General features: G+C 72.3%; 26 protein-coding genes. 21 read left to right on the plus strand and 5 right to left on the minus strand.

All coding sequences use genetic code 11. The features are described from left to right. Window positions 1-15 precede the first annotated feature (15 nt). Window positions 16-1,710, minus strand: coding sequence for an exonuclease domain-containing protein (locus C8N24_RS02000; RefSeq protein ID WP_170178781.1), 1,695 nt, complete (start codon window positions 1,708-1,710; stop codon window positions 16-18). Between the two features lie 78 nt (window positions 1,711-1,788). On the opposite strand from C8N24_RS02000, the gene C8N24_RS33595 reads away from it, so the two are divergent. Genes C8N24_RS33595 through C8N24_RS02020 form a run of 5 tightly spaced genes read left to right on the plus strand, consistent with a single transcriptional unit; the run spans window position 1,789 to window position 6,253 of the window. Continuing rightward, entirely contained in the window at window positions 1,789-2,205 is a 417-nt protein-coding gene (locus C8N24_RS33595) for a putative periplasmic lipoprotein (RefSeq protein ID WP_170178782.1), read from the plus strand. Between the two features lie 47 nt (window positions 2,206-2,252). After that, the gene (locus C8N24_RS02005) at window positions 2,253-3,671 is read left to right on the plus strand and encodes an MFS transporter (protein WP_121247476.1); all 1,419 of its coding nucleotides are present in this window, start codon (window positions 2,253-2,255) and stop codon (window positions 3,669-3,671) included. A gap of 6 nt (window positions 3,672-3,677) precedes the next feature. Beyond that, window positions 3,678-4,607 carry a magnesium transporter CorA family protein gene (locus C8N24_RS02010; protein ID WP_121247479.1) on the plus strand — a complete coding sequence of 310 codons (930 nt, stop codon included), beginning with the start codon at window positions 3,678-3,680 and terminating at the stop codon, window positions 4,605-4,607. Between the two features lie 19 nt (window positions 4,608-4,626). Then, complete coding sequence (ccrA, locus tag C8N24_RS02015; protein ID WP_121247482.1) at window positions 4,627-5,874, plus strand: crotonyl-CoA carboxylase/reductase; 1,248 nt, start codon at window positions 4,627-4,629, stop codon at window positions 5,872-5,874. A gap of 1 nt (window position 5,875) precedes the next feature. After that, window positions 5,876-6,253: an antibiotic biosynthesis monooxygenase gene (locus C8N24_RS02020; protein ID WP_121247485.1), complete on the plus strand. Its 378-nt coding sequence runs from the start codon at window positions 5,876-5,878 to the stop codon at window positions 6,251-6,253. Here the strand turns inward: C8N24_RS02020 and C8N24_RS02025 are convergent. Continuing rightward, window positions 6,250-7,080, minus strand: coding sequence for an MBL fold metallo-hydrolase (locus tag C8N24_RS02025; protein ID WP_121247487.1), 831 nt, complete (start codon window positions 7,078-7,080; stop codon window positions 6,250-6,252). The genes C8N24_RS02020 and C8N24_RS02025 overlap by 4 nt on opposite strands. Before the next feature lie 127 nt (window positions 7,081-7,207). Between C8N24_RS02025 and C8N24_RS02030 the strand changes: the two genes are divergently transcribed. From C8N24_RS02030 to C8N24_RS02070, 9 genes are all read left to right on the plus strand, one after another. Further along, on the plus strand, window positions 7,208-7,846 hold the full coding sequence (locus C8N24_RS02030; RefSeq protein ID WP_121247489.1) for a response regulator: 639 nt from the start codon (window positions 7,208-7,210) through the stop codon (window positions 7,844-7,846). 43 nt (window positions 7,847-7,889) lie between these two features. Beyond that, window positions 7,890-9,842 carry a protein meaA gene (locus C8N24_RS02035; protein ID WP_121247491.1) on the plus strand — a complete coding sequence of 651 codons (1,953 nt, stop codon included), beginning with the start codon at window positions 7,890-7,892 and terminating at the stop codon, window positions 9,840-9,842. A 49-nt stretch (window positions 9,843-9,891) separates the two neighbouring features. Then, window positions 9,892-10,779, plus strand: coding sequence for an ArgK/MeaB family GTPase (locus C8N24_RS02040; protein WP_245971738.1), 888 nt, complete (start codon window positions 9,892-9,894; stop codon window positions 10,777-10,779). A 35-nt stretch (window positions 10,780-10,814) separates the two neighbouring features. Next, the gene (locus C8N24_RS02045) at window positions 10,815-11,507 is read left to right on the plus strand and encodes an ABC transporter ATP-binding protein (protein WP_211339809.1); all 693 of its coding nucleotides are present in this window, start codon (window positions 10,815-10,817) and stop codon (window positions 11,505-11,507) included. Then, window positions 11,504-12,235, plus strand: a complete 732-nt coding sequence (locus C8N24_RS02050) for an ABC transporter permease (protein ID WP_121247497.1) — start codon at window positions 11,504-11,506, stop codon at window positions 12,233-12,235. The genes C8N24_RS02045 and C8N24_RS02050 overlap by 4 nt, the downstream gene beginning before the upstream one ends. Then, complete coding sequence (locus tag C8N24_RS02055) at window positions 12,232-13,332, plus strand: sensor histidine kinase (protein WP_211339810.1); 1,101 nt, start codon at window positions 12,232-12,234, stop codon at window positions 13,330-13,332. Before C8N24_RS02050 ends, C8N24_RS02055 begins: the two co-directional genes overlap by 4 nt. Beyond that, window positions 13,329-13,961 (plus strand): response regulator, encoded by a 633-nt coding sequence (locus C8N24_RS02060; RefSeq protein ID WP_121247499.1) that lies wholly within the window; start codon window positions 13,329-13,331, stop codon window positions 13,959-13,961. The genes C8N24_RS02055 and C8N24_RS02060 overlap by 4 nt, the downstream gene beginning before the upstream one ends. Before the next feature lie 90 nt (window positions 13,962-14,051). Further along, window positions 14,052-15,017, plus strand: a complete 966-nt coding sequence (locus C8N24_RS02065; RefSeq protein ID WP_121247501.1) for an ATP-binding cassette domain-containing protein — start codon at window positions 14,052-14,054, stop codon at window positions 15,015-15,017. After that, the gene (locus tag C8N24_RS02070; RefSeq protein WP_121247503.1) at window positions 15,014-15,832 is read left to right on the plus strand and encodes an ABC transporter permease; all 819 of its coding nucleotides are present in this window, start codon (window positions 15,014-15,016) and stop codon (window positions 15,830-15,832) included. The genes C8N24_RS02065 and C8N24_RS02070 overlap by 4 nt, the downstream gene beginning before the upstream one ends. Here C8N24_RS02070 and C8N24_RS02075 read toward each other — a convergent pair whose 3' ends face one another. Continuing rightward, complete coding sequence (locus C8N24_RS02075; RefSeq protein WP_147447571.1) at window positions 15,833-17,260, minus strand: calcium-binding protein; 1,428 nt, start codon at window positions 17,258-17,260, stop codon at window positions 15,833-15,835. It abuts the gene before it with no gap. A gap of 148 nt (window positions 17,261-17,408) precedes the next feature. On the opposite strand from C8N24_RS02075, the gene C8N24_RS02080 reads away from it, so the two are divergent. Genes C8N24_RS02080 through C8N24_RS02090 form a run of 3 tightly spaced genes read left to right on the plus strand, consistent with a single transcriptional unit; the run spans window position 17,409 to window position 21,885 of the window. Continuing rightward, entirely contained in the window at window positions 17,409-20,294 is a 2,886-nt protein-coding gene (locus C8N24_RS02080; RefSeq protein ID WP_121247507.1) for a PKD domain-containing protein, read from the plus strand. A gap of 10 nt (window positions 20,295-20,304) precedes the next feature. Further along, on the plus strand, window positions 20,305-21,063 hold the full coding sequence (locus C8N24_RS02085) for an HpcH/HpaI aldolase family protein (RefSeq protein WP_121247509.1): 759 nt from the start codon (window positions 20,305-20,307) through the stop codon (window positions 21,061-21,063). 12 nt (window positions 21,064-21,075) lie between these two features. Beyond that, window positions 21,076-21,885: an alpha/beta hydrolase gene (locus C8N24_RS02090; protein ID WP_121247511.1), complete on the plus strand. Its 810-nt coding sequence runs from the start codon at window positions 21,076-21,078 to the stop codon at window positions 21,883-21,885. On the opposite strand, the gene C8N24_RS02095 is transcribed toward C8N24_RS02090, so the two are convergent. Further along, the gene (locus tag C8N24_RS02095) at window positions 21,854-22,291 is read right to left on the minus strand and encodes a hypothetical protein (protein WP_121247513.1); all 438 of its coding nucleotides are present in this window, start codon (window positions 22,289-22,291) and stop codon (window positions 21,854-21,856) included. The two genes, C8N24_RS02090 and C8N24_RS02095, sit on opposite strands and share 32 nt — an antisense overlap. A gap of 88 nt (window positions 22,292-22,379) precedes the next feature. Here C8N24_RS02095 and C8N24_RS02100 point away from each other — a divergent pair, with 88 nt between their 5' ends. From C8N24_RS02100 to C8N24_RS02115, 4 genes are read left to right on the plus strand one after another with little or no spacing between them, the layout of a single operon-like run. Beyond that, window positions 22,380-22,805, plus strand: coding sequence for a GFA family protein (locus tag C8N24_RS02100; protein ID WP_121247515.1), 426 nt, complete (start codon window positions 22,380-22,382; stop codon window positions 22,803-22,805). Then, window positions 22,805-23,665, plus strand: coding sequence for an aldo/keto reductase (locus tag C8N24_RS02105; RefSeq protein WP_121247518.1), 861 nt, complete (start codon window positions 22,805-22,807; stop codon window positions 23,663-23,665). The genes C8N24_RS02100 and C8N24_RS02105 overlap by 1 nt, the downstream gene beginning before the upstream one ends. A gap of 11 nt (window positions 23,666-23,676) precedes the next feature. Further along, a complete protein-coding gene (locus tag C8N24_RS02110) occupies window positions 23,677-24,114 on the plus strand; it encodes a YeeE/YedE family protein (protein ID WP_121247520.1) in 438 nt (145 codons plus the stop codon). Beyond that, window positions 24,111-24,524, plus strand: a complete 414-nt coding sequence (locus C8N24_RS02115; protein ID WP_121247522.1) for a DUF6691 family protein — start codon at window positions 24,111-24,113, stop codon at window positions 24,522-24,524. The genes C8N24_RS02110 and C8N24_RS02115 overlap by 4 nt, the downstream gene beginning before the upstream one ends. Here the strand turns inward: C8N24_RS02115 and C8N24_RS02120 are convergent. Beyond that, window positions 24,493-25,377, minus strand: a complete 885-nt coding sequence (locus C8N24_RS02120) for an SdiA-regulated/phytase-like domain-containing protein (RefSeq protein ID WP_121247524.1) — start codon at window positions 25,375-25,377, stop codon at window positions 24,493-24,495. The genes C8N24_RS02115 and C8N24_RS02120 overlap by 32 nt on opposite strands. Between the last annotated feature and the right edge of the window lie 115 nt (window positions 25,378-25,492).

The following is a 25,492-nucleotide window of genomic DNA, read 5'->3' on the forward strand; positions in this document are numbered from 1 at the left end:
CGTGCCGGTCCGGCCCTAGCCGGCCACGGAAGCGAGGCCGCGCTCCCCTTCGCCTCGGTGCAGGACGAACCCGTGCCGGCTCAGGAACCGCTCGTGCTGCGCTTCACCGACCCGCGGCCCGAGCTCCAGCGTCGGCGGCTTGTTCAACGCGATCCACGCCCCCACCAGCCGCGCCTCCGCGACCGCGTCGGCCGACAGCCATCCGCCGAGCCGCCCCGCCGGCGGCGCCGCCTTCAGCGCGCGCATCGACCGGTCCACCAGCGACGACTCGGCGGCGCCCCAGTCGACCACGCGCCCGCCGGCGACCCAGATCGGGTCGAACCGCCCCGCCGCCGACGGATGCGGCGCCAGGACCAGCCGCGCGCCCGTGTGGATCGCGCGGAGCACGCCGCCCAGCCGCGCCAGCAACGACTCGAGCCGCTCGCGCCGACGTTGCAGCCACGCCGCCCGCTCGTACCGCTGCGCCGCCGACGCCTCGCGGATCTGGTCGTCCACCCGCGCCAGCAGCGCCGCGGCGCCGCTCTTGCCGACGAACAGCCGCAGCGCCTCGTCCAGCCGCTCGCGATAGACGTTCGGGTCGAGGTCGTTCAGGCAGGGCGACAGGCACCGTCCCATCTGGCCGTACGCGCTCGGATGCGCCCGGCGCGGCATCGACCGCCCGCAGTGGCGCAGCCCGAACAGCGAGTTGAGCTGCTCGACCAGCTCGGCGGCCGCCGCGCGGCCGCGCACCGGACCGACGCAGACCGCATGCCCGACGGCGGGCTCGAGCGCCACCTCGAGGATCGGGAACGGGATGTCCAGCCGGCAGCGGATGTAGACGTAGCCGTCGGGGTCGGACTTGCCCTTGACGTTGCCGGGCGGCTTGAGCGCCTTGATCAGCCGGTCCTCGAGCAGGAGCGCGCCGAGCTCGGACTCGGTGACCGTGTGGTCGACGTGCTCGGCGTGCTGCGTCCACGACGCGCCGGACGTGAAGTGCGATCGCGCGCGCACGCGCAGGTCCACGGACTTGCCGACATAGAGCGGCTGCCCGTCGGCGTCGCGGAAGATGTAGACGCCGGGCTCGTGCGGGAGCGCCGCCAGGTGCGGGCGCTCGCCGCGCGGGCGGTTCGGCACGGACGCGGGCCGCTTGCGGACCTTCTTCGCGCCGAGGATCGTGATCGCGTCGCCGATCGTCGGCGCGTTCGCGCACAGCCGGCCGAACAGCGCGCAGAAGACCCGCGCGCACGTCCGCGCGTCCGGCAGCGCGCGGTGGACCTCCTCCACGTCGATGCCGAGCGCGCCGGCCAGCGTCGCCAGCCCGCGCCGCCGCTGCAGCGGGGCGAACCGGCGCGCCATCTGCACGGTGCAGATCACCGGCGGGTCGGGCCACTCCAACGCGGCGCGGGCGAACGCCTGGCGCAGCACGCGCACGTCGAAGCGCGAGTTGTGGGCGACGAGCACGCGCCCACGCAGCATGTTCGCCAGCCGCGGGAGCACGTCCTCGGGCGCGGGCGCGTCGTCGACCATCGACTGCGAGATGCCGGTGAAGCGCTGGATGTAGCGGCCGAGCGGCTGCGCCACGCCCACCAGCGAGTCCCATTCCTCGTGCAGCTCGCCGCCGCCGACGAGGACCGCGCCGATCTCCGTCAACTCGCATTTGTCCCCGCTCAGTCCGTTGGTCTCGGTGTCGACGGCGACGAACTCAGCGGTGGCGAGCGGCAGGTCCAACATGGGCCGGACAGCATCCGACACGGGTCGGACGGTGCAACGGCGCTTGCGGCCGCGAACCCAGGTAACGTCCCGAATCCAGTGCGCCGACTCGTCATCCTTGCGACCGCCACGGTCCTCATCGCGGGATGCGGCGAGAGCGACCGGCGCACGAACCTGCCGCGCCCGGCGCCGCTGGTCAACATGACCGCCGCCGTCCAGGACGGCGTCATCCGCGTCTCCCCCACCACCGTCGGCGCCGGCCAGATCGTCCTGATCGTCTCCAACCAGTCCGACCGCCCTCAGCGCGTGACGTTCGCGACCGACGAGCTGGGCGGCACCCGCGGCGGCCGCACCGCCAGCACGCCGGTCATCCCGGCCAAGGCCACCGGCCGCCTCACGATCGACGCCCGCGAGGGCCGGTACGCGGTCAGCGTCCGCGACAAGGCCATCCGCCAGGCGCGCGTCTTCGTCGGCCCTCCGCGCGAGTCGGGCCAGAACCAGGTCCTGCTGCCGTAACCCGGCACTCATAAAAGCGCCGGGCGCATGCTGGATAGTTCCCAGCCATGCTCCACGTGTCCGACGAAAACCGCCGCTGGTGGACGCTCGCGGCGATGTGCTTCGCCCTCTTCATGGTGATGCTCGACAACACCGTCACCAACGTGGCGCTGCCGAGCATCCAGCGGTCCTTCGACGCCAGTCTGTCGGCGCTCGAGTGGACCATCAACGCCTACAGCCTGAGCTTCGCCGTGCTGCTGGTCACCGGCGGCCGGCTCGGGGACATCTTCGGCCGCCGGCTGGTGTTCCTGATCGGCGTCGTCGTGTTCGCGGTCGCCTCCGCGCTGATCGGCCTGGCGCCGTCCGACGGCGCGCTGATCGCCTTCCGCGCGCTGCAGGGCGTCGGCGCCGCGCTGATGATGCCCGCGACGCTGTCGATCATCACCAACGCGTTCCCGCCGGAGGAGCGCGGGAAGGCGATCGGCACGTGGGCCGGCGTCTCGGCCATCGCGCTCGCGCTCGGCCCGCTCGTCGGCGGCTGGCTGACCGAGGACGTGACCTGGCGCGCGATCTTCTTCCTCAACGTCCCGGTCGCGGCCGTCGCGGTCGTCGTCACGCTGTTCGCCACGCACGAGTCGCGTGACGAGACCGCGACCCGCCAGGTCGACTATCCGGGGATCGCCGCGCTCACGGTCGGCCTGACCGCGCTCGTGCTCGCCCTCGTGGAGGGCAACAGCTGGGGCTGGAGCAGCGCGCGCATCCTGACGCTGTTCGCGCTCGCGGTCGTCGGCCTCGCAGCGTTCGGCCTGATCGAGCGCCGCACCCGCGCCCCGATCGTCGACTTCGGCTTCTTCCGCTCCCGCAGCTTCCTCGGCGCGAACCTCGTCGCGTTCGCGATCAGCTTCGGCATGTTCGCGGTCTTCTTCTTCCTCGCCCTGTACATGCAGAACGTGCTCGGCTACAGCCCGCTCGAGACCGGCGTGCGCTTCCTGCCGAGCACGCTCGTGATCATGGTGGCCGGCCCGCTCGCCGGCCGCCTGAGCGACAAGATCGGCCCGCGGACGCCGCTCGTGATCGGCCTGCTGCTCGTCACCGCGAGCCTCGCCTGGCAGAGCCGCGTCCAGGTGGACACGAGCTACGCGTTCCTCGTCGTCCCGTTCATCCTGCTGGGGCTCGGCATGGGCTTCACGATGAGCCCGATGAGCACGGCCGCGATGAACGCCGTCGACCGGACGAAGGCGGGCGTCGCCTCCGGCACGCTGTCGATGACGCGGATGGTGGGCGGCACGCTCGGCGTCGCCGCGCTCGGCGCGCTCGTCGGCGACTTCACGTCCAAGCAGGCGTTCGTCGACGACCTCGGCACCGGCCTGACGATCGCCGCGGCCGCCACGCTGCTCGCCGCGATCGCCGCCTGGCTCACGATCGACCCCAGCCGCCCGGTCGCCCGCCCGACGGCTCCGGCCGAGACCGAGGCTGCCATGGTCTAGCGCAAGATGCATGTCCTGACCAGCGTCGACGAGCCCTTGATCGCGCGTCTACGCGAGGAAGATCACTTCTTCTGGATCGACCTGGTCCAGCCCGACCGCGCGGCGGTCGAGCGGCTGGCCAAGGCCCTGGAGCTGCACCCCGTCGCGCTCGAGGACACGATCGAGTTCGGCCAGCGCCCGAAGATCGACCCGTACGACGAGCAGCTGCTGCTCGTGTACTTCACCGCCCGCGTGCCCGCCAGCCCGCTGGAGGTGCACATCTACATCGCCGGCGGGTTCATGGCCACGGTCCGCCAGGAGGCGTGCCAGGCGCTGGACGACCTGCACGACGAGCTGGCCGCGGCGCCGATCCACGACGAGGAGGCGCTCGTCTACCGGGTCCTGGACGGCCTCACCGACGCGTTCTACCCGGTCATCAACGCGCTCGAGGACGAGATCGACGAGCTCGAGCGCCAGGTCCTCGTGCGCCCGCGGCGGGAGCACCTCGAGCGCACGTACCGGCTCAAGCAGGACGTCCGCGAGCTGCACCGGCTCACCGCCGCCCAGCGCGACATGTTCCAGAACGCCCACGTCTCGATCCTCGGGCTGCAGGGCTTCGCCAAGGGCACCCGCCCCTACCTGCGCGACATCGGCGACCACCTGGTGCAGATCACGAGCGAGTTCGGGCGCCAGGTGGAGGACCTGATGTCCCTGACGCAGACCTACTTCAACGCGAACGCCGACCGGCTCAACGCCGTGGCGAGCCGGCTGACCGTGGGTGGCACGATCTTCGTGCTGTGGACCGTCGTGACCGGGTTCTTCGGCCAGAACTTCGGCTTCCTGGTGGACCACATCGAGAGCCGCGAGAAGTTCCTCGTCTTCGGCGTCGGCGCGCTGGTGATCCCCACGGTGATCCTGCTCACACTCTTCTGGGTGAAGCGCCACGACTGGTTCTGATCCGCACTAGGGTTTCGACATGTCCGTCGATACCTCCAGAATCGCCACGATCGACGTCGAGCCTGGCGAGCTCCCCGAGACGATGGCGGCGTGGGTCATCCGCGCCGAGCGCGAGGGCGAGCCGACCGACGCCTTCCAGCTGGAGGAGATGGAGGTACCCGAGCCCGGGGCGTTCGAGGTGATCGTGCGCGTGATGGCCGCGGGCGTGAACTTCAACAACGTCTGGGCGGCGCTCGGCAAGCCGATCTCGGTCTTCCGCTACCGCACCGAGGACCACCACATCGGGGGCTCGGACGCGTCCGGGATCGTGTGGAAGGTCGGCGAGGGCGTGACCCGCTGGAAGCCGGGCGACGAGGTCGTCGTGCACTGCAACCAGGCCTCCTACGAGGACCCCGAGGTGCACGGGCTCGATCCGCTCGCCGCGCCGTCGCAGCAGATCTGGGGCTACGAGACCACGTGGGGCTCGTTCGCGCAGTTCTGCAAGGTGCAGGCCCAGCAGCTGCTGCCCAAGCCCAAGGCGCTCGCCTGGGAGGAGGCCGCCTGCTACGGCCTGACGTTCTTCACGGCCTACCGGATGCTCGTCGACCAGGCGCGCCTGCAGGAGGGCCAGCGCGTGCTCATCTGGGGCGGCGCCGGCGGCCTCGGCGTGTTCGCCCACCAGCTCTGCCGGCTCTCGGGCGCCGACAGCCTCGGCGTGGTCTCCAGCGCCGAGAAGGGCGAGCTGGTCAAGGAGCTCGGCGCCGTCGACTACATCGACCGCAACGAGTTCACGGGCATGATGCGGCGCGGGGACGAGACCCCGGACGAGGAGAAGGCGCGCTTCAAGGAGTCACGCCGCTTCTGCCAGGCCGTCTCCGAGAAGCTGGGCGGCGAGCCGGACATCGTCTTCGAGCACGTCGGGCGCGCCACGTTCCCGACCAGCGTGCTCGCGGTCAAGCCGTTCGGCACCGTCGTGATCTGCGGTGCCACTTCCGGCCACACGCTGGATTTCGACGTGCGCTACCTGTGGATGCGGCAGAAGAAGATCGTCGGCTCGCACTTCGCGAACGCCTGGGAATGCCACCGCGCGAACGAGCTGATCGAGGCGGGGAAGGTCCGTCCCGTACTCTGGAGGACACTCGGCTTCGACCAGGTGGCCGAGGCACATCAGCTCATGTACCAGAACCAGCACCTCGGAAAGATCTCGATCCTCGTCGGCGCGCCCTCCGAGGGGCTCGGCAAGACAGCGGACGGTCCCGGCGCGATCCGGGCGGAGGTAGGAGCCTGAGATGGCACTCGGAGTAGCGCAGATCCCGTGGTACGCGACCCTGTTCCGGGGCGACCAGTTCGCAGAGGCGGTGGCCAAGGTCGCGCCGACCGCCATGCGCTACGGCGCGCTGGACTACATCGTCTACCGCAACCGCGACGACATGTACAAGTTCATGCACTGCTCGACCTTCGAGTCCAAGGCGGACTTCGAGGCGTGGTGGTACGGCCCGGAGATGACGGCCTTCAAGACCGCCCACTCCGGCTGGTACCAGGTGCCGGTCCTCTACACGTTCGCCGACATCGTCGCGTCGGGCTCGCGCGCAGACGGCGAGGAGATCGCCGCCGGCAGCGCGAGCACCGCGCCCGACGACATGTACGGCGACGCCCAGGTGTCCTAGGCCCCGAGCTTCTTCCGCCAGCGGGCCAGCCCCATGTGGAGCTGGTCCAACGGCGTGGCCTGGATCATCGACTCCGCGTCCTCGCCGCAGCCGGCGCGGATGCGCTCGTCCATCGTGGCCACGAAGGTCGCCTCGTCGCCCCTCCCCTCGAGCTCGACCTGAGCCTCGAGGGCGGCCAGCACGCGGTCCAGCTGCTCGGGCCGCGCCTCGCCGAAGTGCGTCAACCCCAGCGCGACCGGGTCCCACGCCCGCACCCGCGCGACGGACGCCTTCCACGCCTCCACGTCGATGTCCGGCGGCGGGGTCGGCGCGACGGTGAAGTCGTGCGGCGGGATGCGCGCCCCGCCGACGTCCCCGACGAACGCCCAGCGCGACGGCTCGTGGAAGTAGCAGACGTGATGTGAGGCGTGGCCCGGCGTGTACTCGACGCGGAAGGCGCCTTCGACGTCCCGCTCGCCGCCCTCGAGCACGCGCAGGTTCGCCTCGGGGATCGGGACCATCTCGCCCCACAGCTCGCGCAGGCCCTCGTCTCCGCCGTAGAGCCGGCCGGCGGAGGCCATCAGCCGCGACGGATCGACCATGTGCGGGGCGCCGCGCTCGTGCACGTAGACGGGCAGGTCCGGCCAGCGCCGCACGAGCGAGCCGCTGACGCCCGCGTGGTCGAAGTGGATGTGGGTCAGCAGCAGCGCGCGCGGACGCTCACCCCCGAGCGCCGCGAGCAGCGTCTCCTCGGTCACCCCGGGCCCGGGGTCGATCAGCACCCCGTCGACCTCCCAGCAGCAGATGACCTTCTCCCGACCCTGGTGACGCACGTCGATGGCCCGCATCCCCAGCACCCTAGGGAATCCGCTCCGGGGGAACCGCCGTTCATCCGATCGGTGGAAGCTGACAACGAAGGACAGAACCTCATGCACGGTTTGGCGATGTCGATCAATGTGCAGTTAGATCCGCGGTATGAGCGGCACTCTGCGCGTGTTGGTCGCCGATGACCACCCGTTGTTCCTCTTCGCGCTGACGCACAGCGTCGGCGCGCGGCCCGAGCTGGAGCTGATCGGGCAGGCCCGCACGGGCCGCGAGGCGATCGCCGTGGCGCTCGAGACGCAGCCCGACCTGGCCGTGCTCGACGTCGAGATGCCCGACCTCGACGGCCTCGACGTCCTGCACGCGATCAACCGCGAAGGGCTCGACTGCCGGGTGCTGTTCGTCTCCGGCAGCCTCGACCCCGCCACGTCGTACCGCCTGATCGAGGCGGGCGCCGCCGGCGTGCTGGAGAAGGACGCGACGCCCGAGCAGATCGGCGACGCGCTGATCCGCATCGCGCAGGGCGAGACGGTGCTCGCGCCGTCCGTGCAGGCGGCGCTGATGCGGGAGGTGCGCGACCGTCGCGAGCGGACGCCGACGGTCCTCTCCCCGCGCGAGGCGGAGGTGCTCAAGTTCCTCGCCGACGGGTTGTCGGCGCCCCAGATCGCCGCCGAGCTGCATCTGTCGCCGTCGACGATCAAGACGCACCTGCAGCGGCTCTACGAGCGGCTCGAGGTCTCCGATCGCGCGGCCGCGGTCGCGGAGGGCATGCGCCGCGGCCTGATCGAGTGACGAAGCTCCACCCGCCCGCCAGGAGGGGCAATATCGTTGGCGCATGACGCATCGCCTCCCCGAGCGCGACCGGCCGTGGATGATGCGCACCTACGCGGGCCACTCCACGGCGGCCAGGTCCAACGAGCTGTACCGGCGCAACCTCGCCAAGGGGCAGACCGGGCTCTCCGTAGCGTTCGACCTGCCGACGCAGACCGGCTACGACGCCGACCACGAGCTCGCGCGCGGTGAGGTCGGGAAGGTCGGCGTGCCGATCGCGCACCGCGGCGACATGGCCGCGCTGATGGACGGCATCCCGCTCGGCGAGATGAACACGTCGATGACGATCAACGCCACCGCCGCGTGGCTGTTCGCGCTCTACGTGGTCGCGGCCTCCGAGCAGGGCGTGGACGAGTCCGCCCTGTCCGGCACGACCCAGAACGACATCATCAAGGAGTACCTCTCGCGCGGGACGTATGCGTTCCCGCCCGGGCCGTCGATGCGCCTGATCGCGGACATGGTCGCCTACACGGTCGAGCACGTGCCGCGCTGGAACCCGGTCAACGTCTGCTCGTACCACCTGCAGGAGGCCGGCGCGACGCCCGTCCAGGAGATCGCGTTCTCGATGGCCACCGCGTGCGCGGTGCTCGACGCGGTCCGTGAGCGGGTGCCGGAAGCGCGGATGCCGGCCGTGTTCGGGCGGATCTCGTTCTTCGTCAACGCGGGTGTGCGGTTCGTCGAGGAGCACGCGAAGCTGCGCGCGATGTCCGTGCTGTGGGAGGAGCTCGGCCGGACGCGCTACGGGGTGACCGACGAGAAGGCGCTGCGGTTCCGCTACGGCGTGCAGGTCAACTCGCTCGGGCTGACCGAGTCCCAGCCGGAGAACAACGTCCAACGGATCGTCCTGGAGGCGCTGGCCGTGACGCTGGGCCGCAGCGCTCGGGCGCGAGCGGTGCAGCTGCCGGCGTGGAACGAGGCGCTCGGGTTGCCGCGGCCGTGGGACCAGCAGTGGGCGTTGCGCATCCAGCAGGTGCTGGCGTACGAGACCGACCTCCTGGAGTACCCGGACCTGTTCGAGGGGTCCGTGGTCATGGACGGGCTCGTGGACGAGCTGCTCGAGGGCGCGCGGGCCGAGCTGACGCGGGTCGAGGAGCGGGGCGGAGCGGTCGAGGCCGTGCCGTACATGAAGGCCGCGCTCGTCGAGTCCCACCGCGAGCGGATCGCGCGGATCGAGTCGGGCGAGCAGGTGCTCGTCGGCGTGAACCGGTTCGTGGAGACCGAGCCGTCGCCGATGGTCGGCGACGACGGCGGCATCCTCGTCGTCGACCCGGGCGTGGAGGCCGAGGCGCGCGACGCGCTGGCGGCCTGGCGCGCGGAGCGCGGCGACGTCTCCGGCGCGCTGGCCGAGCTGCGCCGCGTGGCCGCGAGCGACGAGAACATCCTGCCGGCGACGCTGGCGGCGGCCCGCGCGGGCGTCACCACCGGCGAGTGGGCGAGCGCGCTGCGCGAGGTCTTCGGCGGCTACCGGGCGCCGACCGGCGTCGGCGAGGCCGCGTCCCCCGCCGCCGACGAGGCGCTGCGTGACGAGGTCGGGGGCCTGTCCGAGGCGCTGGGCCGGACGCTGAAGATCCTGGTCGGCAAGCCGGGGCTCGACGGGCACTCGAACGGCGCCGAGCAGATCGCCGTGCGCGCCCGCGACGCCGGCATGGACGTCGTCTACGAGGGCATCCGCCTCACGCCCGCCCAGATCGCGCGGTCGGCGGTCGACGAGGGCGTCCACGTGATCGGCCTGTCGATCCTGAGCGGCTCGCACCGCGAGCTGATCCCGGACGTGATCGCCGCGCTCGACGGCGCCGACATCCCGGTCGTCGTCGGCGGCATCATCCCCGACGCCGACGTCCCCGCCCTGAAGGCCGCGGGCGTCGCCGCGGTCTACACGCCCAAGGACTTCGAGCTCGACCGGATCATGCACGAGATCGTCGCCCTCGTCGCCGAGCGCCATTCCCTCCGGGTCTGAGCTCGGCGCGCGGCTCGCCGCCGGCGACCGGTCGGCCGCGCCCGCGGCGTTGAACCTGCTCGAGACGCGGACCGCGCGCGCGGAAGCCGCCGCGCTCGTCTCCGCCGCCGGCGACGGCGCCGGCCACGTCGTCGGCGTGACCGGTCCGCCCGGCGTCGGCAAGTCGACCCTGCTGTCCGCGCTGCTGCGCGAGTGGCGAGGGCGCGGCCGGTCCGTCGCCGTGCTCGCGGTCGACCCGTCCTCCAAGCGCAGCGGCGGCGCGCTGCTCGGCGACCGCGCGCGGATCGAGCACGACCCGGCCGACCGCGACGTGTTCATCCGCTCGATGGCCGCCGGCGAGCGGCTCGGCGGGCTCGCCCCCGCGACCCGCGCCGCCGCGCAGGCGCTCGCGAACGCCTTCGACGTGGTCGTGATCGAGACGGTCGGCGTCGGCCAGTCCGAGACGGACGTCGCGGAGGCCGCCGACACCGTCGCGGTCGTCGTCCAGCCCGGCTCCGGCGACGCCCTCCAGTTCCTGAAGGCGGGGATCATGGAGGTCCCCGACGTGCTCGTCGTGACCAAGGCCGACCTGGGCACGGCCGCCGCGCGCGCCGAGGAGGACCTGCGCGTGGCGTTGCGGGCGCTGGGTGCCCGGACGACGCCGGTGCTGGCGGTCTCCTCGATCGCGCCGGTGCGGGGCGTGGCCGAGCTGGCCGACGCGCTCGCGGCGCACCGGGCGCGGCTGGACGTGGCCGCCCACCGCGTGCGGGTGCGGCGGCTCGGCGCGCTCGCGGACTTCGTGCACGAGCACGGCGAGCGCGGCCTGCGCGCGGTCGGCGGACGGCGCGCCGCCGTGAAGTGGCTGCGCGAGCAGGACCCGGCGCTCGACGAGCCCGCGTTGCTGGCGTGCCTCGAAGCGACCGCCGCACGGTGGAGGGCGAATCAACCAGGTGGTTGATGTGCGATCGCGCCGCCGGCCGCAGACTCGGCGACGTGATCGAGATCGAGCATCTGCACAAGCGCTACGGGGACGTCGTGGCCATCGAGGACGTGTCGCTGGAGGTCGCCGCGAACGAGGTCTTCGGGATCATCGGCGTCAACGGCGCCGGCAAGACGACGACCGTCGAGTGCCTGACGGGCGTGCGCACGCCCGACCGCGGCCGGGTCGACGTGCTCGGGTTCGATCCGGTCACCCAGCGGGACGAGATCCGCGCACGCGTCGGCGTCCAGCTGCAGGCGAGCACCCTGCCGGACCGGCTCTCGGTGCACGAGGCGCTCGCCCTCTACGCGTCCTTCTATCCCGATCCGCGCGACCCCGACGAGCTGATCGACCTGCTCGGGCTCACGCACCGGCGCGACGCCCGCTACGGCAAGCTGTCCGGCGGTGAGAAGCAGCGGGTGTCGGTCGGCCTGGCGCTGATCGGGCGGCCCCGGATCGCCGTCCTGGACGAGCTCACCACCGGCCTGGACCCGCACGCCCGGCGCGACGTCTGGGCGCTGATCGAGCGCCTCAAGGACGACGGCCTCACGGTCGTGCTCGTCACCCACTTCATGGACGAGGTCGAGCGCCTGTGCGACCGCGTCGCGGTGCTCCACGCGGGCCGCGTCGTCGCGCTCGGCGCGCCGAGCGACCTCGCCGGCGGGCGCGGCCTCGAAGACGCCTTCGTGGAGCTGACGACCGCATGATCGAGCTCATCCGCACGGAGGCCAGGCTCACGCTCCGCGAGCCGATCGGGATCGCCTTCAGCCTGCTGCTCCCACTCGCGATCGTGCTCGCCTTCGGCCTCTCCGCCAGCGCCGCGCAGCCCGACCCCGAGCTGGACGACCAGGTCCCGCTCGACACGATCCTCCCCAGCCTCGCGCTCGCGCTCGCGTTCGGGATGGCGGCGATCTTCATGCTCCCGGGCTTCATGGCCGACTACCGGATGCGCGGCGTCCTGCGTCGCCTCTCCACCACGCCGGTGCACCCGGCCAAGCTGCTCGCCGCCCAGGTGGTCGTCCAGGGCGTGGTGGCGCTGATCTCGGTGCCGCTCGTGCTCGGCCTGGCGACCGCGCTGGGGATGAACCTCCCGGAGGCGCCGCTCGCGCTCATCGCCGTGATCCTGCTCGGCGGCGCCGCGCTGTTCGCGGTCGGCACGCTCGTGTCCGCGGTCGCCCCCGACGCGAAGGTCGGCTACGTCTACAGCGCCGCGTTCTTCTTCCCCAGCCTGTTCTTCGCCGGCATCTGGCTGCCGAAGGAGCAGATGCCCGGCTGGCTGAGCCGCTTCGGCGACTTCACGCCGCTCGGCGCGTTCCGGGAGAGCCTCGAGAACGCGTTCACCGGCGCGGGCCAGGACCCGCTGATGCTGCTCACGCTCGCCGTCACCGCGGTCGGAGCGGGCACGGTCGCGGCTAGGGTCTTCCGCTGGGAGTGACCGTCTCCGCCGACACCTGGCAGCGCCGCCTCGACCAGGGGATGCCGGCGCTGCCGTACGTCCTGCTCGTGCTGTCGACGACCGCCGCGGTCACGGTCGACGGACGCACGGCGACCGCCCCGACGCTGGCGATCTCCGCGGTCACGCTCGGCTGGCTGCTGCTCTTCCGCCGGATCGACGCCACCACGCCGCGCGTCGCCGGGATCTACGTCGTCGGGCTGCTCGCGCTGTGCGTGGCGATGACCACGCGCAGCCCGCTGTTCGGCTTCTTCGTGTTCATCGGCTACCTGTCGGTCGACCACATCCCCGGCTGGTGGAGGGCGCCGCCGATCGTCATCACCGCCGTGCTCAGCGCGCTCTGCCAGTCCGGCGGCTGGCCGCTGCAGGACTACGCGATGCCGGGCCTGTTCCCGCTGCTCGCCGTGATCAACGTCGGCGTGGCCGGCGCGATGTTCGTGGTCGCGCTCGCCAACGACGAGCGCCAGCACCAGGCCGGCGTGGCCCAGGAGCGCCAGCGCACCGCGCGCGAGATCCATGACACGCTCGCGCAGGGCCTGGCGGGCATCGTCGCCCAGCTCGAGGCCGCCGCCCACGCCCGCTCGCAGGGCTCCGACGATGAGGGCCATCTGCACGCCGCCACCCGGCTCGCGCGCGAGAGCCTCGCCGAGGCGCGCCGCTCGGTGCGCGCGATCACCCCGCACGAGCTCGAGCAGGCCCAGCTCCCCGACGCGATCGAGAAGGTCACCACGAGCTGGTCGAGCACGAACCGGTTGCCCGCCGAGTTCACGACGACCGGCACGCCGCGGCCGATGCACCCGGAGGTCGAGGTGACCCTGCTGCGCGCCGCCCAGGAGGCGCTGACGAACGTCGCCCGGCACGCGCGGGCCTCCCGCGTCGGCCTCACGCTCTCCTACATGGAGGACGTGGTGACGCTGGACGTGCGTGACGACGGCGTCGGCTTCGACCCCACCCGCCACGGCTACGGGCTGACCGGCATGCGCCAGCGCGTCAGCGGCGTCGGGGGCGAGCTGGCGGTCGAGTCCTCCCCGGGAGAGGGCACCGCGATCAGCGCCAGCGTCCCCGCCGTGCCCGCGTGAGCATCAGCCTCCTCATCGTCGACGACCACCCGGTCGTGCGCAACGGGCTGCGCGGCATCTTCACCGGCGACCCCGAGTTCGAGGTGCTGGGCGAGGCGTCCGATGGCCGCGAGGCGGTGGCGCTCACGCTCGCGCGCCGACCGCAGGTGGTGCTGATGGACCTGCGGATGCCGCATGCCGACGGCGTGACCGCGATCCGCGAGCTCAGCCGCCGGTCGCCCGAGACGCGCGTGCTCGTGCTGACCACGTTCAGCGACGACCGGGACGTGCTCGCCGCGATCGACGCGGGCGCCACCGGCTACCTGCTCAAGGACGCGCCGCGCGAGGAGCTGCTGCGCGGCGTCCGCGCCGCCGCGCGTGGCGAGTCGGTGCTGGCGCCGACGGTCGCCGCCACGCTCCTGGGCCGGGTGCGCGCGCCCGAGCCGGAGGCGCCGCTCTCCCCGCGTGAGCTCGAGGTGCTGCGGCTGATCGCCAAGGGCGCGACGAACCGCGAGGCCGCCGCGCAGCTGTTCATCTCCGAGGCGACCGTCAAGACGCACCTGATCCACGTCTACGCGAAGCTCGGCGTCAACGACCGGGCCGCGGCCGTCGCGATCGGATTCGAACGCGGGCTCCTCGGCCGGTCCTAGGCCGGATGCCGGATTGCGCCCGGCCGCCCCTTGCGCGTACCTTCGTGAACGCCCGATGAGTTTTCCGCCGACCGGGAGTCCCTGCTTCTGATGACCACGAACCTCGCGATAGAGGCCTCAGGCCTCGTCAAGACCTTCGGCGACCTCCGGGCCGTGGACGGGGTCGACCTGGCGGTCCGCCGCGGGTCGGTCTACGGCGTGCTCGGCCCGAACGGCGCCGGCAAGACGACCACGATCCGGATGCTCGCGACGCTGCTCGCCCCGGACGGCGGCAGCGCGAAGATCCTCGGGCACGACATCGTCCGCGAGGCCGACGCCGTCCGCAGCGTCGTCAGCCTGACCGGCCAGATGGCCTCCGTGGACGAGGACCTGACGGGCCGCGAGAACCTGATCCTGCTCGGCCGCCTGTACGGCTTCAAGGGCAAGGCGGCCAAGGCCCGCGCCGATGAGCTGCTCGGCGCCTTCGGGCTCGAGGACGCCGCGTCGCGGCTGACCAAGAACTACTCGGGCGGCATGCGCCGCCGGCTGGACATCGCCGCGAGCCTCGTCGTCACGCCCGAGCTGCTGTTCCTGGACGAGCCGACCACCGGCCTCGACCCGCGCAGCCGCAACCAGGTGTGGGACATCGTGCGCGCGCTGCGCACGGCCGGCACGACCGTCCTGCTGTGCACGCAATACCTCGACGAGGCCGACCAGCTCGCCGACGGGATCGCCGTGATCGACCACGGCAAGGTGATCGCCGAGGGCACGCCGGGCCAGCTGAAGGCGAGCGTCGGCAGCGCCACGCTGCACGTGCGGCTGCTCGACCCCGCCCAGCGCGAGCAGGCCGAGACGATCCTCGCGCGCGAGCTCGGGCTCGTGCACCTCGAACCGGACCCGTCGGCGCTCAACGTGCAGTGCGGCGAGGCCGACAAGGGCGCTGAGGCGATCGCCGCGCTGGCGCGGGCGGGGGTCGGCGTGGCGTCGTTCGCGCTCGGCCAGCCGACGTTGGACGAGGTCTTCCTCGCCCTCACCGGACATACCGCCGAGACGGCGGACGAGGAGGTCAAGGCATGAGCGCCACCGACGACATCGCGATCCGCAACGCGCTCTCCTCCGTCCCCCGCCCGCCGCGGCCGAGCGCCTTCAGCGCCGCCATGGCCTTCGGCTGGCGCGGGATGCTGAAGATCAAGCACGTGCCCGAGCAGCTGCTCGACGTGACGATCACGCCGGTGATGTTCCTGCTGATGTTCACGTACCTGTTCGGCGGCGCGATCGAGGGCTCCACCGGCGCCTACCTGGACTACGTGCTGCCCGGCCTGCTCGTCATGTCCGTGGTGTTCACCACCGTGTACTCGGGCGTCTCGCTGAACACGGACCTGACGAAAGGCGCGGTGGACCGCTTCCGCACGCTGCCGATCTGGCGCCCGTCGCCGCTCGTGGGCGCGCTGCTCGGCGACGCGGTCCGCTACGTGATCGCCGGCGTCGTGATCACCACGCTCGGCCTCATCCTCGGGTTCCGCCCCGACGGTGGCCCGCTCGGCGTGATCGCCGCGCTCGCGCTCACGGTCGTGTTCTCGTTCGGCGTCAGCTGGCTGTTCACGACGCTCGGCCTGCTGCTGCGCTCCCCGAGCGCGGTGATGAACGCCGGCTTCATGTTCATCTTCCCGCTGACGTTCCTGTCGAACGCGTTCGTGCGGCCGGAGACGCTGCCGAGCGTGCTCGAGGCGTTCGTGAACGTGAACCCGATCTCGATCATGACGGACGCCGCCCGCGGCCTGATGTACGGCAACGCGGCGGGCAGCGACATCGCGATCTCGCTCGGTGTCGCCGCCGGCCTGACGTTGATCTTCGCGCCGCTCACCTCGCGGCTGTACCGCACTCGCGGCTAGCTACCGCTTCAGCTTCACGGTCTTGGACGTCGACGTCTTGCCGTCGGCGCCCTCGACCGTGATCTTGAGCGTCGCGCTGACGGTCTTGCGCGGCTTCTTGAACTTGAGCGTGAGCTTCGCGTCGCCCGCCTTGAGCAGGGTCTTGGACGCCTTGCCGACCGTCTTGCGCTTGACGACCAGCGTGGCCTTGACCTTGCACGCGCCGGCGCACGAGACGGTGACGTTGAGCTTGGTGCCCTTCTGCTTGGCGGTGACCTTCGGGCCGGTCGCGGCCGGCTTGTCGTTGCCGGCGGGCGCGCCCGGGCCGGTGGTCGCGCCGGCCTTGTCGACCGTCTCGCAGTTGGCGACGGTGTCGATCGCGTCGACCACGGCGCGGTCCTCGCCGACGCCGCAGTCGATCGTGTCGGCCTCGCCGTCGCGGGCGTTGACGACGTCGTTGCCGAAGGGGATCTTGCACGTGTACGAGTACCAGCCGCACGAGGCGCTGGTGGCGTCGGCCTGGATCGTGTCCTGGCCCGGGCCGCCGGTCACGACGTCGTTGCCGAACCCGGCGTTGATGAAGTCGTTGCCGGGGCCGCCGTCGAGCGTGTCCTGGTAGTCGCCGGCGACGAGCTTGTCGTCGCCGCCGTTGCCGAGCAGCGTCGAGTTGCCCTCGTCCAGGTTGGCCCACACGTCGAAGTCGTCGTTGCCCTCGCCGCCCGACAGCGTGCCGGACACGTGCGAGACGACCTTCTCGACGTTGAGGACGTTGTCGACCTCGCCCGCGCTCAGGCGCCCGTCGTTGGCGACGCCGTCCATGCTCAGCGACACCGGCGGGTTGTAGTCGTTGCCGGGGATGGTCCAGTCGTTGACGGTGTCGACGCCGGGGCCGCCGTCGACGTAGTCGTTGCCCGGCCCGTAGTAGGTGTCGGGCGAGAGCGTGTCGTTGCCCTCGCCGGCCTCGATGTGGTCGTTGCCGCCCGAGCCGTTGATCTCGTCGTCGCCCGTGCCGCCGCGCAGCGTGTCGTTGGACTGCCAGCCCTTGAGGATGTCGTTGCCGCCACCGCCGTCGAGCGTCACGTTGTCGGCGCCGTAGGTCTGCAGCTGGTCCTTGCCCTCGCCGCCGAGCACCTCGGCCGGGAGCGCGTCGGGGTAGTCGGACGCGAAGCTGTTCCAGTCGTCGCCGTCGCCGAGCTCGAGCCGCACGCGCGCGGGCATCGGGCAGTGCGCCGTGTAGTCGTAGGTGCAGCCCGGGGCGAGGGTCAGGCCCTCCTCGGAGATCGTCAGCTTGCCGGCGTCGTCCATGCCGAGCATCGGCGAGTCCTGCGCGCCGTCGCTGGCTTTGAACACGAGCGTGTCGCCTTCGTAGGAGAGGGTTCCGGCCTGCGCCGCCGCCGGGGCCAGCAGGGCCACGACGGTCGCCGCGAGGAGGGAGAGCTTCAAGGTCATGCCGCGATCGTCGGCGACCCGCACCGATCGCACATCAGGGAACCCCCTAACGATGTACGCCGCCAGGGACGATGCGACCTGGACATTCGTCCAGCTGGACGTTCAGCCCATCAACATGTCGGCGATCGACGCGTAGTGTCTCGACACAATGCTTCGCCGCTTCTGCGCGTTCGCCGCGCTTCTCGCCTCGCTGCTCCTCGCCCCATCCGCCGCGCACGCGGCCGTGACGCATGCCGCCTCCGCCAACGCCACCGCGACCGGCACGGCCTCCGCCTCGCTCACGGTCCCCGCGGGAGCGAATCGCTTCCTCCTCGTCGGCGTGTCCACGGTGGAGTCCGCCACGGTGACCAGCGTCACCTACGGCGCGCAGGTGCTCACCCGCGAGGTCCAGTCGGCCAAGGACTCCTCACGGGCGGAGGTCTGGACCCTCAAGGCCCCCAACCCGGGCACCGCGAACGTCACCGTGACCGTCAGTGGAGGCGCCCCGGTGGTGATCGGCGCCTCGACGTTCACGGGCGTCGACCAGACGCTGCCGATCATCTCCAGCGCCTCGGCCGACCAGAACAACAGCGCCAACAGCGCGAGCCTCGTCCTCAGCGGCACGGTCGCGGACGACGGCATGTTCGGCGTGATCTCGATCAACGACGCCCCGAACATCACGGCGATCGACTCCACCGCGTCGGTCGACACCGTCGCCGCCGTCAAGCGGTGGAGCGGTGCGCAGGGCACCGTCCTCGGGGCGGGCGCGACGCGCGGCGGCAACACGGGCCAGAACATGGCGCTCAACACCGGCATCAACTGGTTCTGGAACCGGATCGACCCGTCGCACCTGATGCCGTTCTCGAACATCCTCGTGGGTCTGCGCCAGGCGACCGCGGCGCCGGCGACGGCACCCGTCCTGAACGCTCCCACCGCCAGCTCGATCGCGCACGACCGCGTGACGCTCGGCGCGACGATGGTGGACACCGGCGGAGACCCGGTCACCGCCCGCGGCTTCGTCATGTGCCAGTGCGCGAACCCGGAAGTCGGCGCGCCCGGCACGAGCACCATCACCGCGCCGCTCAGCCAGGAACTGGGCGTGTTCACCTACGGCCTCGTGGGGCTGCTGCCGTCGACCCAGTACACGTTCCGCGGGTTCGCTCGAAACAGCCAGGGAACGGGATACACCGCGCCGGCCACCTTCACGACCGCGCCGCAGCCCAACCGCGCACCGACGGCCAACGCCGGCGGCCCGTACACGATCGACGAGAGCAGCCCGCTCACGCTCGACGGGTCAGGCACCGACGCCGACGGCGACGCGCTCTCGTTCCAGTGGGACGTCGACGGCGACGGCACCTACGACGTGTCCGGCGCCACGCCGACCGTGACCGTGGCGCAGTTGCGCGCGCTGGGGCTCGCCGACGGCCCCCGGACGGTCACCGCGCACCTGCGCGTGAGCGACGGCGCGGTCGCGACCGTCGCGGACGCGACGGTCACCGTGCGCAACGTCGCGCCGGCCGCCGCCTTCACGGCGCCCGCGACCGTCGTCGAGGGCGGTTCGGCCACGGTCGCCCTCACGTCGCCGACCGACCCGGGCGACTCGACGTTCACGTACAGCTTCGACTTCGGCGGCGACGGCACGTGGGACGTGGCCGACTCCGCCACCGCGTCGGCCGCCGTCCCGGCCGCGCTGCTCGTCGACGGGCCCGCGAGCCTCACCGTGCGCGGCCGCATCACCGACAAGGACGGCGGTGCGACCGTCTACACGACGACGATCGCCATCACCAACGCCGCCCCGACCGCGAAGCTGACCGGCGTGACGGTCGTCGAGGGCTCACCGGCGACGGTGCGCTTCAGCGACCAGGACGACGTCTCGGCCGTCGACAAGGCCGCCGGCTTCACCTACGAGTACGACGTGGACGGCGACGGCACGTTCGAGGTCAAGAACACGGTCCCGAGCGTCACGGTCGCGACGACGGACGGGCCGTCCACGCGCGAGATCCGCGGCGCGCTCATCGACAAGGACGGCGGCCGCTCGACCTACACGGCGACCATCACGGTCGAGAACGCCGCCCCGACCGCCACGCTCACCGGCGACACGGTCGACGAGGGCGCCTCCGCGACGGTCACGTTCAGCGACGCGCACGATCCCTCGACCGCCGACGTGGCCGCCGGCTTCACGTACGAGTTCGACCTCGACGGCGACGGCGTCTTCGAGGTCAAGGGCACGGACCCGAAGGCCACGTTGAAGACCACCGACGGGCCGGCGACGCTGCGGGTCAAGGGCGCGATCGTCGACCGCGACGGCGGCCGCAACGCGTACACGACCGAGGTCGTCGTCCGCAACGTCGCGCCGACCCTCGCGCTCTCCGGCTCCGGCTCGGTCACGGCCGGGCAGCCCTACGCGCTGACGCTCACCGCCGCCGACGCGGGCGGCGACGCGCTGACCGGCACGATCAGCTGGGGTGACGGCACGACCGACGCCTACGCGCCCGCCGCCACGCACGTGTACGGCACGACCGGCGCGTACACGGTCAGCGTCACGGTGCGTGACAAGGACGGCGCCGAGGTGACCGCCACGCACGCCGTCACGGTCACGGCGACGCCCGCCGCGCCCGCTCCGACGCCGGCTCCGTCGACCGGCGTCCGGGGCGTCGGCGTGACGAACCTCCAGCTCACGCGTCTGCGGATCGCGGGTTCGCGCTGCGTCAGCGGCTCGGGCCTCCGTGCGGTGACCGCCGCCGCGAGGACGCTCAAGGTGCAGTTCCGCGTCTCCGCCGGCACGCCGGTGACGTTCACGCTCAAGCGCTGGGGCAAGCCGGGCGCGTCCAAGTGCCCGCCGAGCACCGGCGTGGCCCAGCAGGGCGGGAACAAGATCCCGGGCACGTACTCCCCGTTCAGCCGGCGGGCCGTCACGGCCAAGGCGGGCTTGAACACCGTCACGCTCGCGACCCGCACCGGCAAGGGCAAGGCGCTCAAGCCCGGCACCTATCTGCTGACCGTCACCGCCGGCGACGTCACCGCGCGCACGAAGGTGTGGGTGCTGGCGCGGTAGCGTGCGGGGCATGACCCCGATGAAGGCCCGCCTCGCTGCGGGCGAGACGCTCTTCGGCACGTTCCTGACGCTCGGCAGCCCGTTCGCCGCCGAGTCGTTGGGGCTGCTCGGCTGGGACTGGCTGCTGGTCGACCTCGAGCACGGCGGCGGCGACGAGTCCAAGCTCGTGGGCCAGCTGATGGGGTGCTCGTCCGCCGGGGTGCACGCGCTGGCGCGGGTCGAGTCGGATGTGCGCGGGCGCAGCGCCCGCGCGCTGGACCTCGGGGTCGAGGGCATCATGTGCCCGCAGGTGAACTCGGCCGAGCAGGCGGAGGCGTGGGCGTCGGTGCTGCACTACGGCCCGGCCGGCTCGCGCGGGATCGCGTTCTTCCACCGGGGCGCGCGCTACGGCACGGACCCGCACCCGGTCGAGACCGCGCGCGAGCGCACGTGCGGGATCGCGCAGATCGAGTCGCCGGAGGCGGTCGAGGCCGTCGAGGAGATCGCGGCGATCGACGGCGTCGACGTGCTGTTCGTCGGGCCGAGCGACCTCTCGTACTCGATGGGCATGTTCCGCGAGTTCGACCGGCCGGAGTTCCGCAGCGCGATCGAGCGCGTGAACGAGGCCGCCCAGGCCGCGGGCAAGTCGACCGGGATCTTCCTGACGTCGGTCGACGACGTGCCGGCGGCCGTCGCCGACGGCTTCCAGATGATCGGGATCGGCTCCGACGGCGGCTACATGATGGCCGCGGCGCGGGACACGCTCACGAAGGCGAGGTCCGCGCTCTGAGAGCATGCGGGCATGAGCACGCCCGTCGTCTTCATCCATGGCCTGTGGTTGCTGGAATCGAGCTGGGACCGCTGGGCCGAGTTGTTCGCCGAGCACGGGTACGAGCCCGTGCAGCCGGGGTGGCCGGATGACCCCGAGACCGTCGAGGAGGCCAACGCGCACCCGGAGGTGTTCGCGGGCAAGACGGTCGGGCAGGTCGCCGACCACTTCGCGGAGGTGATCGCCGGCCTCCCCGAGAAGCCGGTGCTGGTGGGGCACTCCTTCGGCGGGCTGCTCGCGCAGATCCTCGCCGGGCGTGGCCTGGCGGCCGCGACCGTGGCGCTCTCCCCCGCGCCGTTCCGCGGCGTGCTGCCGCTGCCGATCTCGGCGCTGCGGTCCGCCTCGCCCGTGCTCTCGAACCCGCTCAACCGGAGCCGGGCCGTGCCGCTCACGTACGACCAGTTCCGCTATGCGTTCGCGAACGCCGTCGCGCCCGAGGAGGCGAAGGCGCTCTACGAGACGTACGCGGTGCCCGCGCCGGGCGCGCCGCTGTTCCAGGCCGCGACCGCGAACCTGAACCCGTGGACCGAGGTCAAGGTCGACACGGACAACCCGGACCGCGGGCCGCTGCTGATCATCTCCGGCGAGAAGGACCACACGGTCCCGCCGGCGCTCTCGAAGGCCGCCTACAAGCAGCAGCAGGACAACCCCGGCCAGACCGAGCTCGTCTCGGTGGCGCGTGGGCACGCGCTGACCATCGACAGCGGCTGGCGCGAGGTCGCCGAGACCGCGCTCGCCTTCGTCGAGCGGGTTACGGCAGCGGCTTCTCAGCCGGCGGGCTGAGCGCGGCGCGCATCGCGTCGGCGCACAGGTCGGCCAGCGGCCACAGGAGCGCCCGGGCGTCGGGGAGGGCCTTGCGGTCGTCCTCGCGCGCCCAGTCGGCCTCGTCGCGCGACTCGACGAAGTGCGTGAGCGCGTGGCGCCAGGCGTTCAGGCGGCTGGGCCGCATGACGATCGTGCGGATGCCCTCCTGGCGCACGTGGTCGGCCAGCTCGTCGGCGAGCGCCGTCAGCTCGCGGAACTCGAGCACGTCGTCGACGGACATCTCGGCAGTGCGGAACCGCTCGGTGGTGATCACCTGGACGGCGTGGGCGGAGGCCGAGATCTCCTCCTGACCGAGGTCGAAGCACGCGAGCACGACGGCCTCTCCATCGAGGCCCGGCGTGATGTCTATGCGTGCGTGGTTCATGAGTGAACTCTATCGGCGGCTTGTTGCCGAGTCATTACCGTTGCGCTACCCGCTCGGGTAGCCCGCGTACCCCTGTACGCTCCGCTGCATGCCTTCGCCCGATGCCCCTCTGCCGGGCTCGTGCGCCTGCGGAGCCGTCCAGTTCCAGGTTACGACGGCCTTCGTCAGCGCCGGGTATTGCCATTGCACCCGCTGCCAGCGCCGGGCGGGAACACCCTGGTCCTACAACGCGCTGCTGCCCGACGGTCATGGCCTGGAGATCCTCTCGGGTGCGTCGGACATCACGGTCTGGCGGCCCGAGACGGGCCTGCCGAAGGCGTTCTGCTCGCAGTGCGGCGGGCACGTCTGGTCGGGCGATCCCGGCACGGACGGCCGCGTCGGCGTCCGCATCGGCGCGCTGCACGCCGATCCAGGAATCGAACCCTCCTGGCGGCAGTGGATCTCGTCCGCGCAGCCCTGGGTGCCGATCCCCGAGGATGGGCTGCCCCGCTACCCGGAGGCACGACAGACGTGATGGAGCAACGAGCGCTGGGACCACTGCCGGTCTCGGTGCTGTCCTTGGGCTCATGGCAGACCTACGAGCGGATTCCGCGCGCCGACGGCGTCGCCGTCCTCGACGCCGCGCGTGACGTCGGCATCACGCTGCTCGAGGTCGCCCGCTACAACGCCGCGAGCCCGGACGCGCCGCTGGCGACCGGCTACTCGGAGGTCGTCTTCGGCGAGATCTTCCGCACCTCGGGCTGGCCGCGCGACGAGGTCGCGATCGCCAACAAGCTGTGGTGGGAGTTCTGGCCGGAGCAATCGGTCACGCAGGAGCTCGAGGCGTCGCTGCAGCGCACCGGCCTCGACCACTTCGACTTCATCTACTCCGACCCGCCGCCGGCCGAGCTGGCGATCGAGGAGGTGTGCGAAGCCGTCGGCGGGCTCGTGACCGCCGGGAAGGTGAAGGGCTGGGGCGTCGTCAACTGGCCCGCGGAGCGGATCGCGGAGGCGCGCGCGGTCGCCACCGTGCCGCCCGTGGCCGCCCAGCTGCCCTACAACCTGATCTTCCGCGGCATGGTCGAGGCGCCCGAGATGGTGGAGGCGATGGGACCGATGGGCGTCGTGGCGTCGGCCGTGCTCGCCGGTGGCGCGTTGACCGGCAAGTACGCGGACGGCGGTTTCGGTCGCTTGTCCGGCCGGCTCGACGACCCGCGCTTCGCCGCCGCGCTGGCCGAGGCCGAGCAGCTGCGCGAGCGCGCCGCGGAGCTCGGCACCACGCCCGCGGCGCTGGCGATCCGGTTCGCGGCCGAGGCGCCGCGTGTCGCCACCGTGCTCCTGGGAGCGACCTCGCCCGAGCAGGTGCGTGAGAACGCGCGCGCAATAGCCCTGTAACCTGATCGGGTATGGATGAACAGCTCGCCTGGTACATCGGCGGGCCGGTGCTCGGACTGTGCGTCGTCGCGCTGCGCTGGCTTTTGAACGAACGCCTGGGCGCGACGCGGGCCTGGGCCGACGCGGTCGCGGGCCGGCTCGGCAGCGTGCACGCGTGGCTGCTCGTCGGCCTGATCGCGGGCGGGGTTGTCTTCGGCGTGCTCGGCACGTCCGCGGACGGCTACGGCTGGCTGACGGACACGTTCACCGGCGGCGCGCAGTGGGTGATCGTGCCGGTCCTGGTCGCCAGCGGGGTGCTGATCGGCTACGGCGCGCGATTGGCCGGCGGCTGCACGTCCGGCAACGGGCTGAGCGGGAACGCGGCGCTGTCGCCGGCGGCGCTGGTCGCGACGGGGACGTTCTTCGGCACCGCGATCGTCGTCAGCTTCGCGATCGAGGCGCTGCTGTGAGGCGCTTCGCGGCGTTCGCCGTGGGTGTCGTGTTCGGCCTCACCCTGTCGTGGTCGGGCATGACCGACCCGGACGTGCTGCGCGACGGCCTGCTGTTCCGCGACGCCTACCTGATGCTGTTCTTCGCCTCCGCCCTGGGCACGGCGTTCGTCGGCACGCGCGTCCTGAAGGCGTTGCAGGCCAAGGCGCTGCTGACGGGTGAGCCGGTGTCGTGGACGACGGTCAAGCCCGAGCGTCGCCACGTGGTCGGCAGCGTGCTGTTCGGCGTCGGCTGGGCGGTGGCGGACGTGTGCCCGGGCCCGATCGCCGCGCAACTCGGGCAGGGCGTCCCGTGGGCGCTCGCGACGCTGGTCGGCCTGGTCGGCGGCCTGGTGCTGTTCAGCCGCCGTAGCGCCGCAGCACCGGCTTAGCGCCCTCGGGCAGCGTGTAGAACGCGCGACCGTCGCGGCTCAGCGCGAGCGTCTCGCCCTGGCCCTCGCCGAGCAGGTCCGCGGCGGCGGTGCAGTCGGGCTCGCGCTCGAGCGCGGCGGCCAGCGACTGCGCGCGGGTCTTGCGCCACACGTAGGCGCTGTCGTACGTGCGCAGCACGATCGTGCGCCCGTCCGCCGACACGTCCCCGGCGGTGACCGCCTGCCCGATCCCGAGCTCGACGGTGGCCGCCTTCTTGAGCGTGCCGGCCCGCGTGGCCGTATAGACGTCGGCGGCGCCGCCGAGGTTCTTGGTGACGATCGCGAGCTGCCCGGTGCGCGGGTCGACGAGCAGCGCCTCCGCGTCGTGCGCGCGGTCGGGATAGCGGAGCTCGACCGTCGTCACCGTCGCCGTGCTGCCCTGCGGGATCGCGAACCGGTGGACCGCGATCGACTTCCGCTGCCCGAGGTTGTCCCCGATGTCGCCGACGTACAGCGTGCGCCCGCGGAGCGCGATGTCCTCCCAGTCGACGGCCTCGACGCCGGGCAGCCGCACCTCGCGCAGCCACGCGCCGTCCTTGCCGAGCTCGAACACGCGCGCGGAGTCGCCCGAGTCGTTGTGCGTCCAGAACGTCCCCGTCCGCGTCCGCACGAGCCCGGACAGCTCCGTGAGCGCGGGTCCCGCCGCGCGCCCGAGCTTGCGCACGGCGAGCGCACTCCGGCACAACGCCGGCGGGGCGGGCGTGCGCACGGCGGTCGCGGTGGCGGTGGGCGTCGCGTCCGGTCGCGGCGCGCCGGCAGACCCGCCGCACGCCGCGACGAGCAGCGCGAGCACCAGCGGCCACGTCCACTTCACGGGCCCGAGGCTAGCCGGGCCGGGCAAGGGCGACGGCGGGCGCGGCACGACCGCCCGCCGAACACGGCCTGACAGACACGGCCCGCCCACCCGGCACGGCCCGCGGCCGCTCGTC

Origin of the sequence: Solirubrobacter pauli (genome assembly GCF_003633755.1) — a bacterium.
Taxonomy (GTDB): Bacteria; Actinomycetota; Thermoleophilia; order Solirubrobacterales; family Solirubrobacteraceae; genus Solirubrobacter; species Solirubrobacter pauli.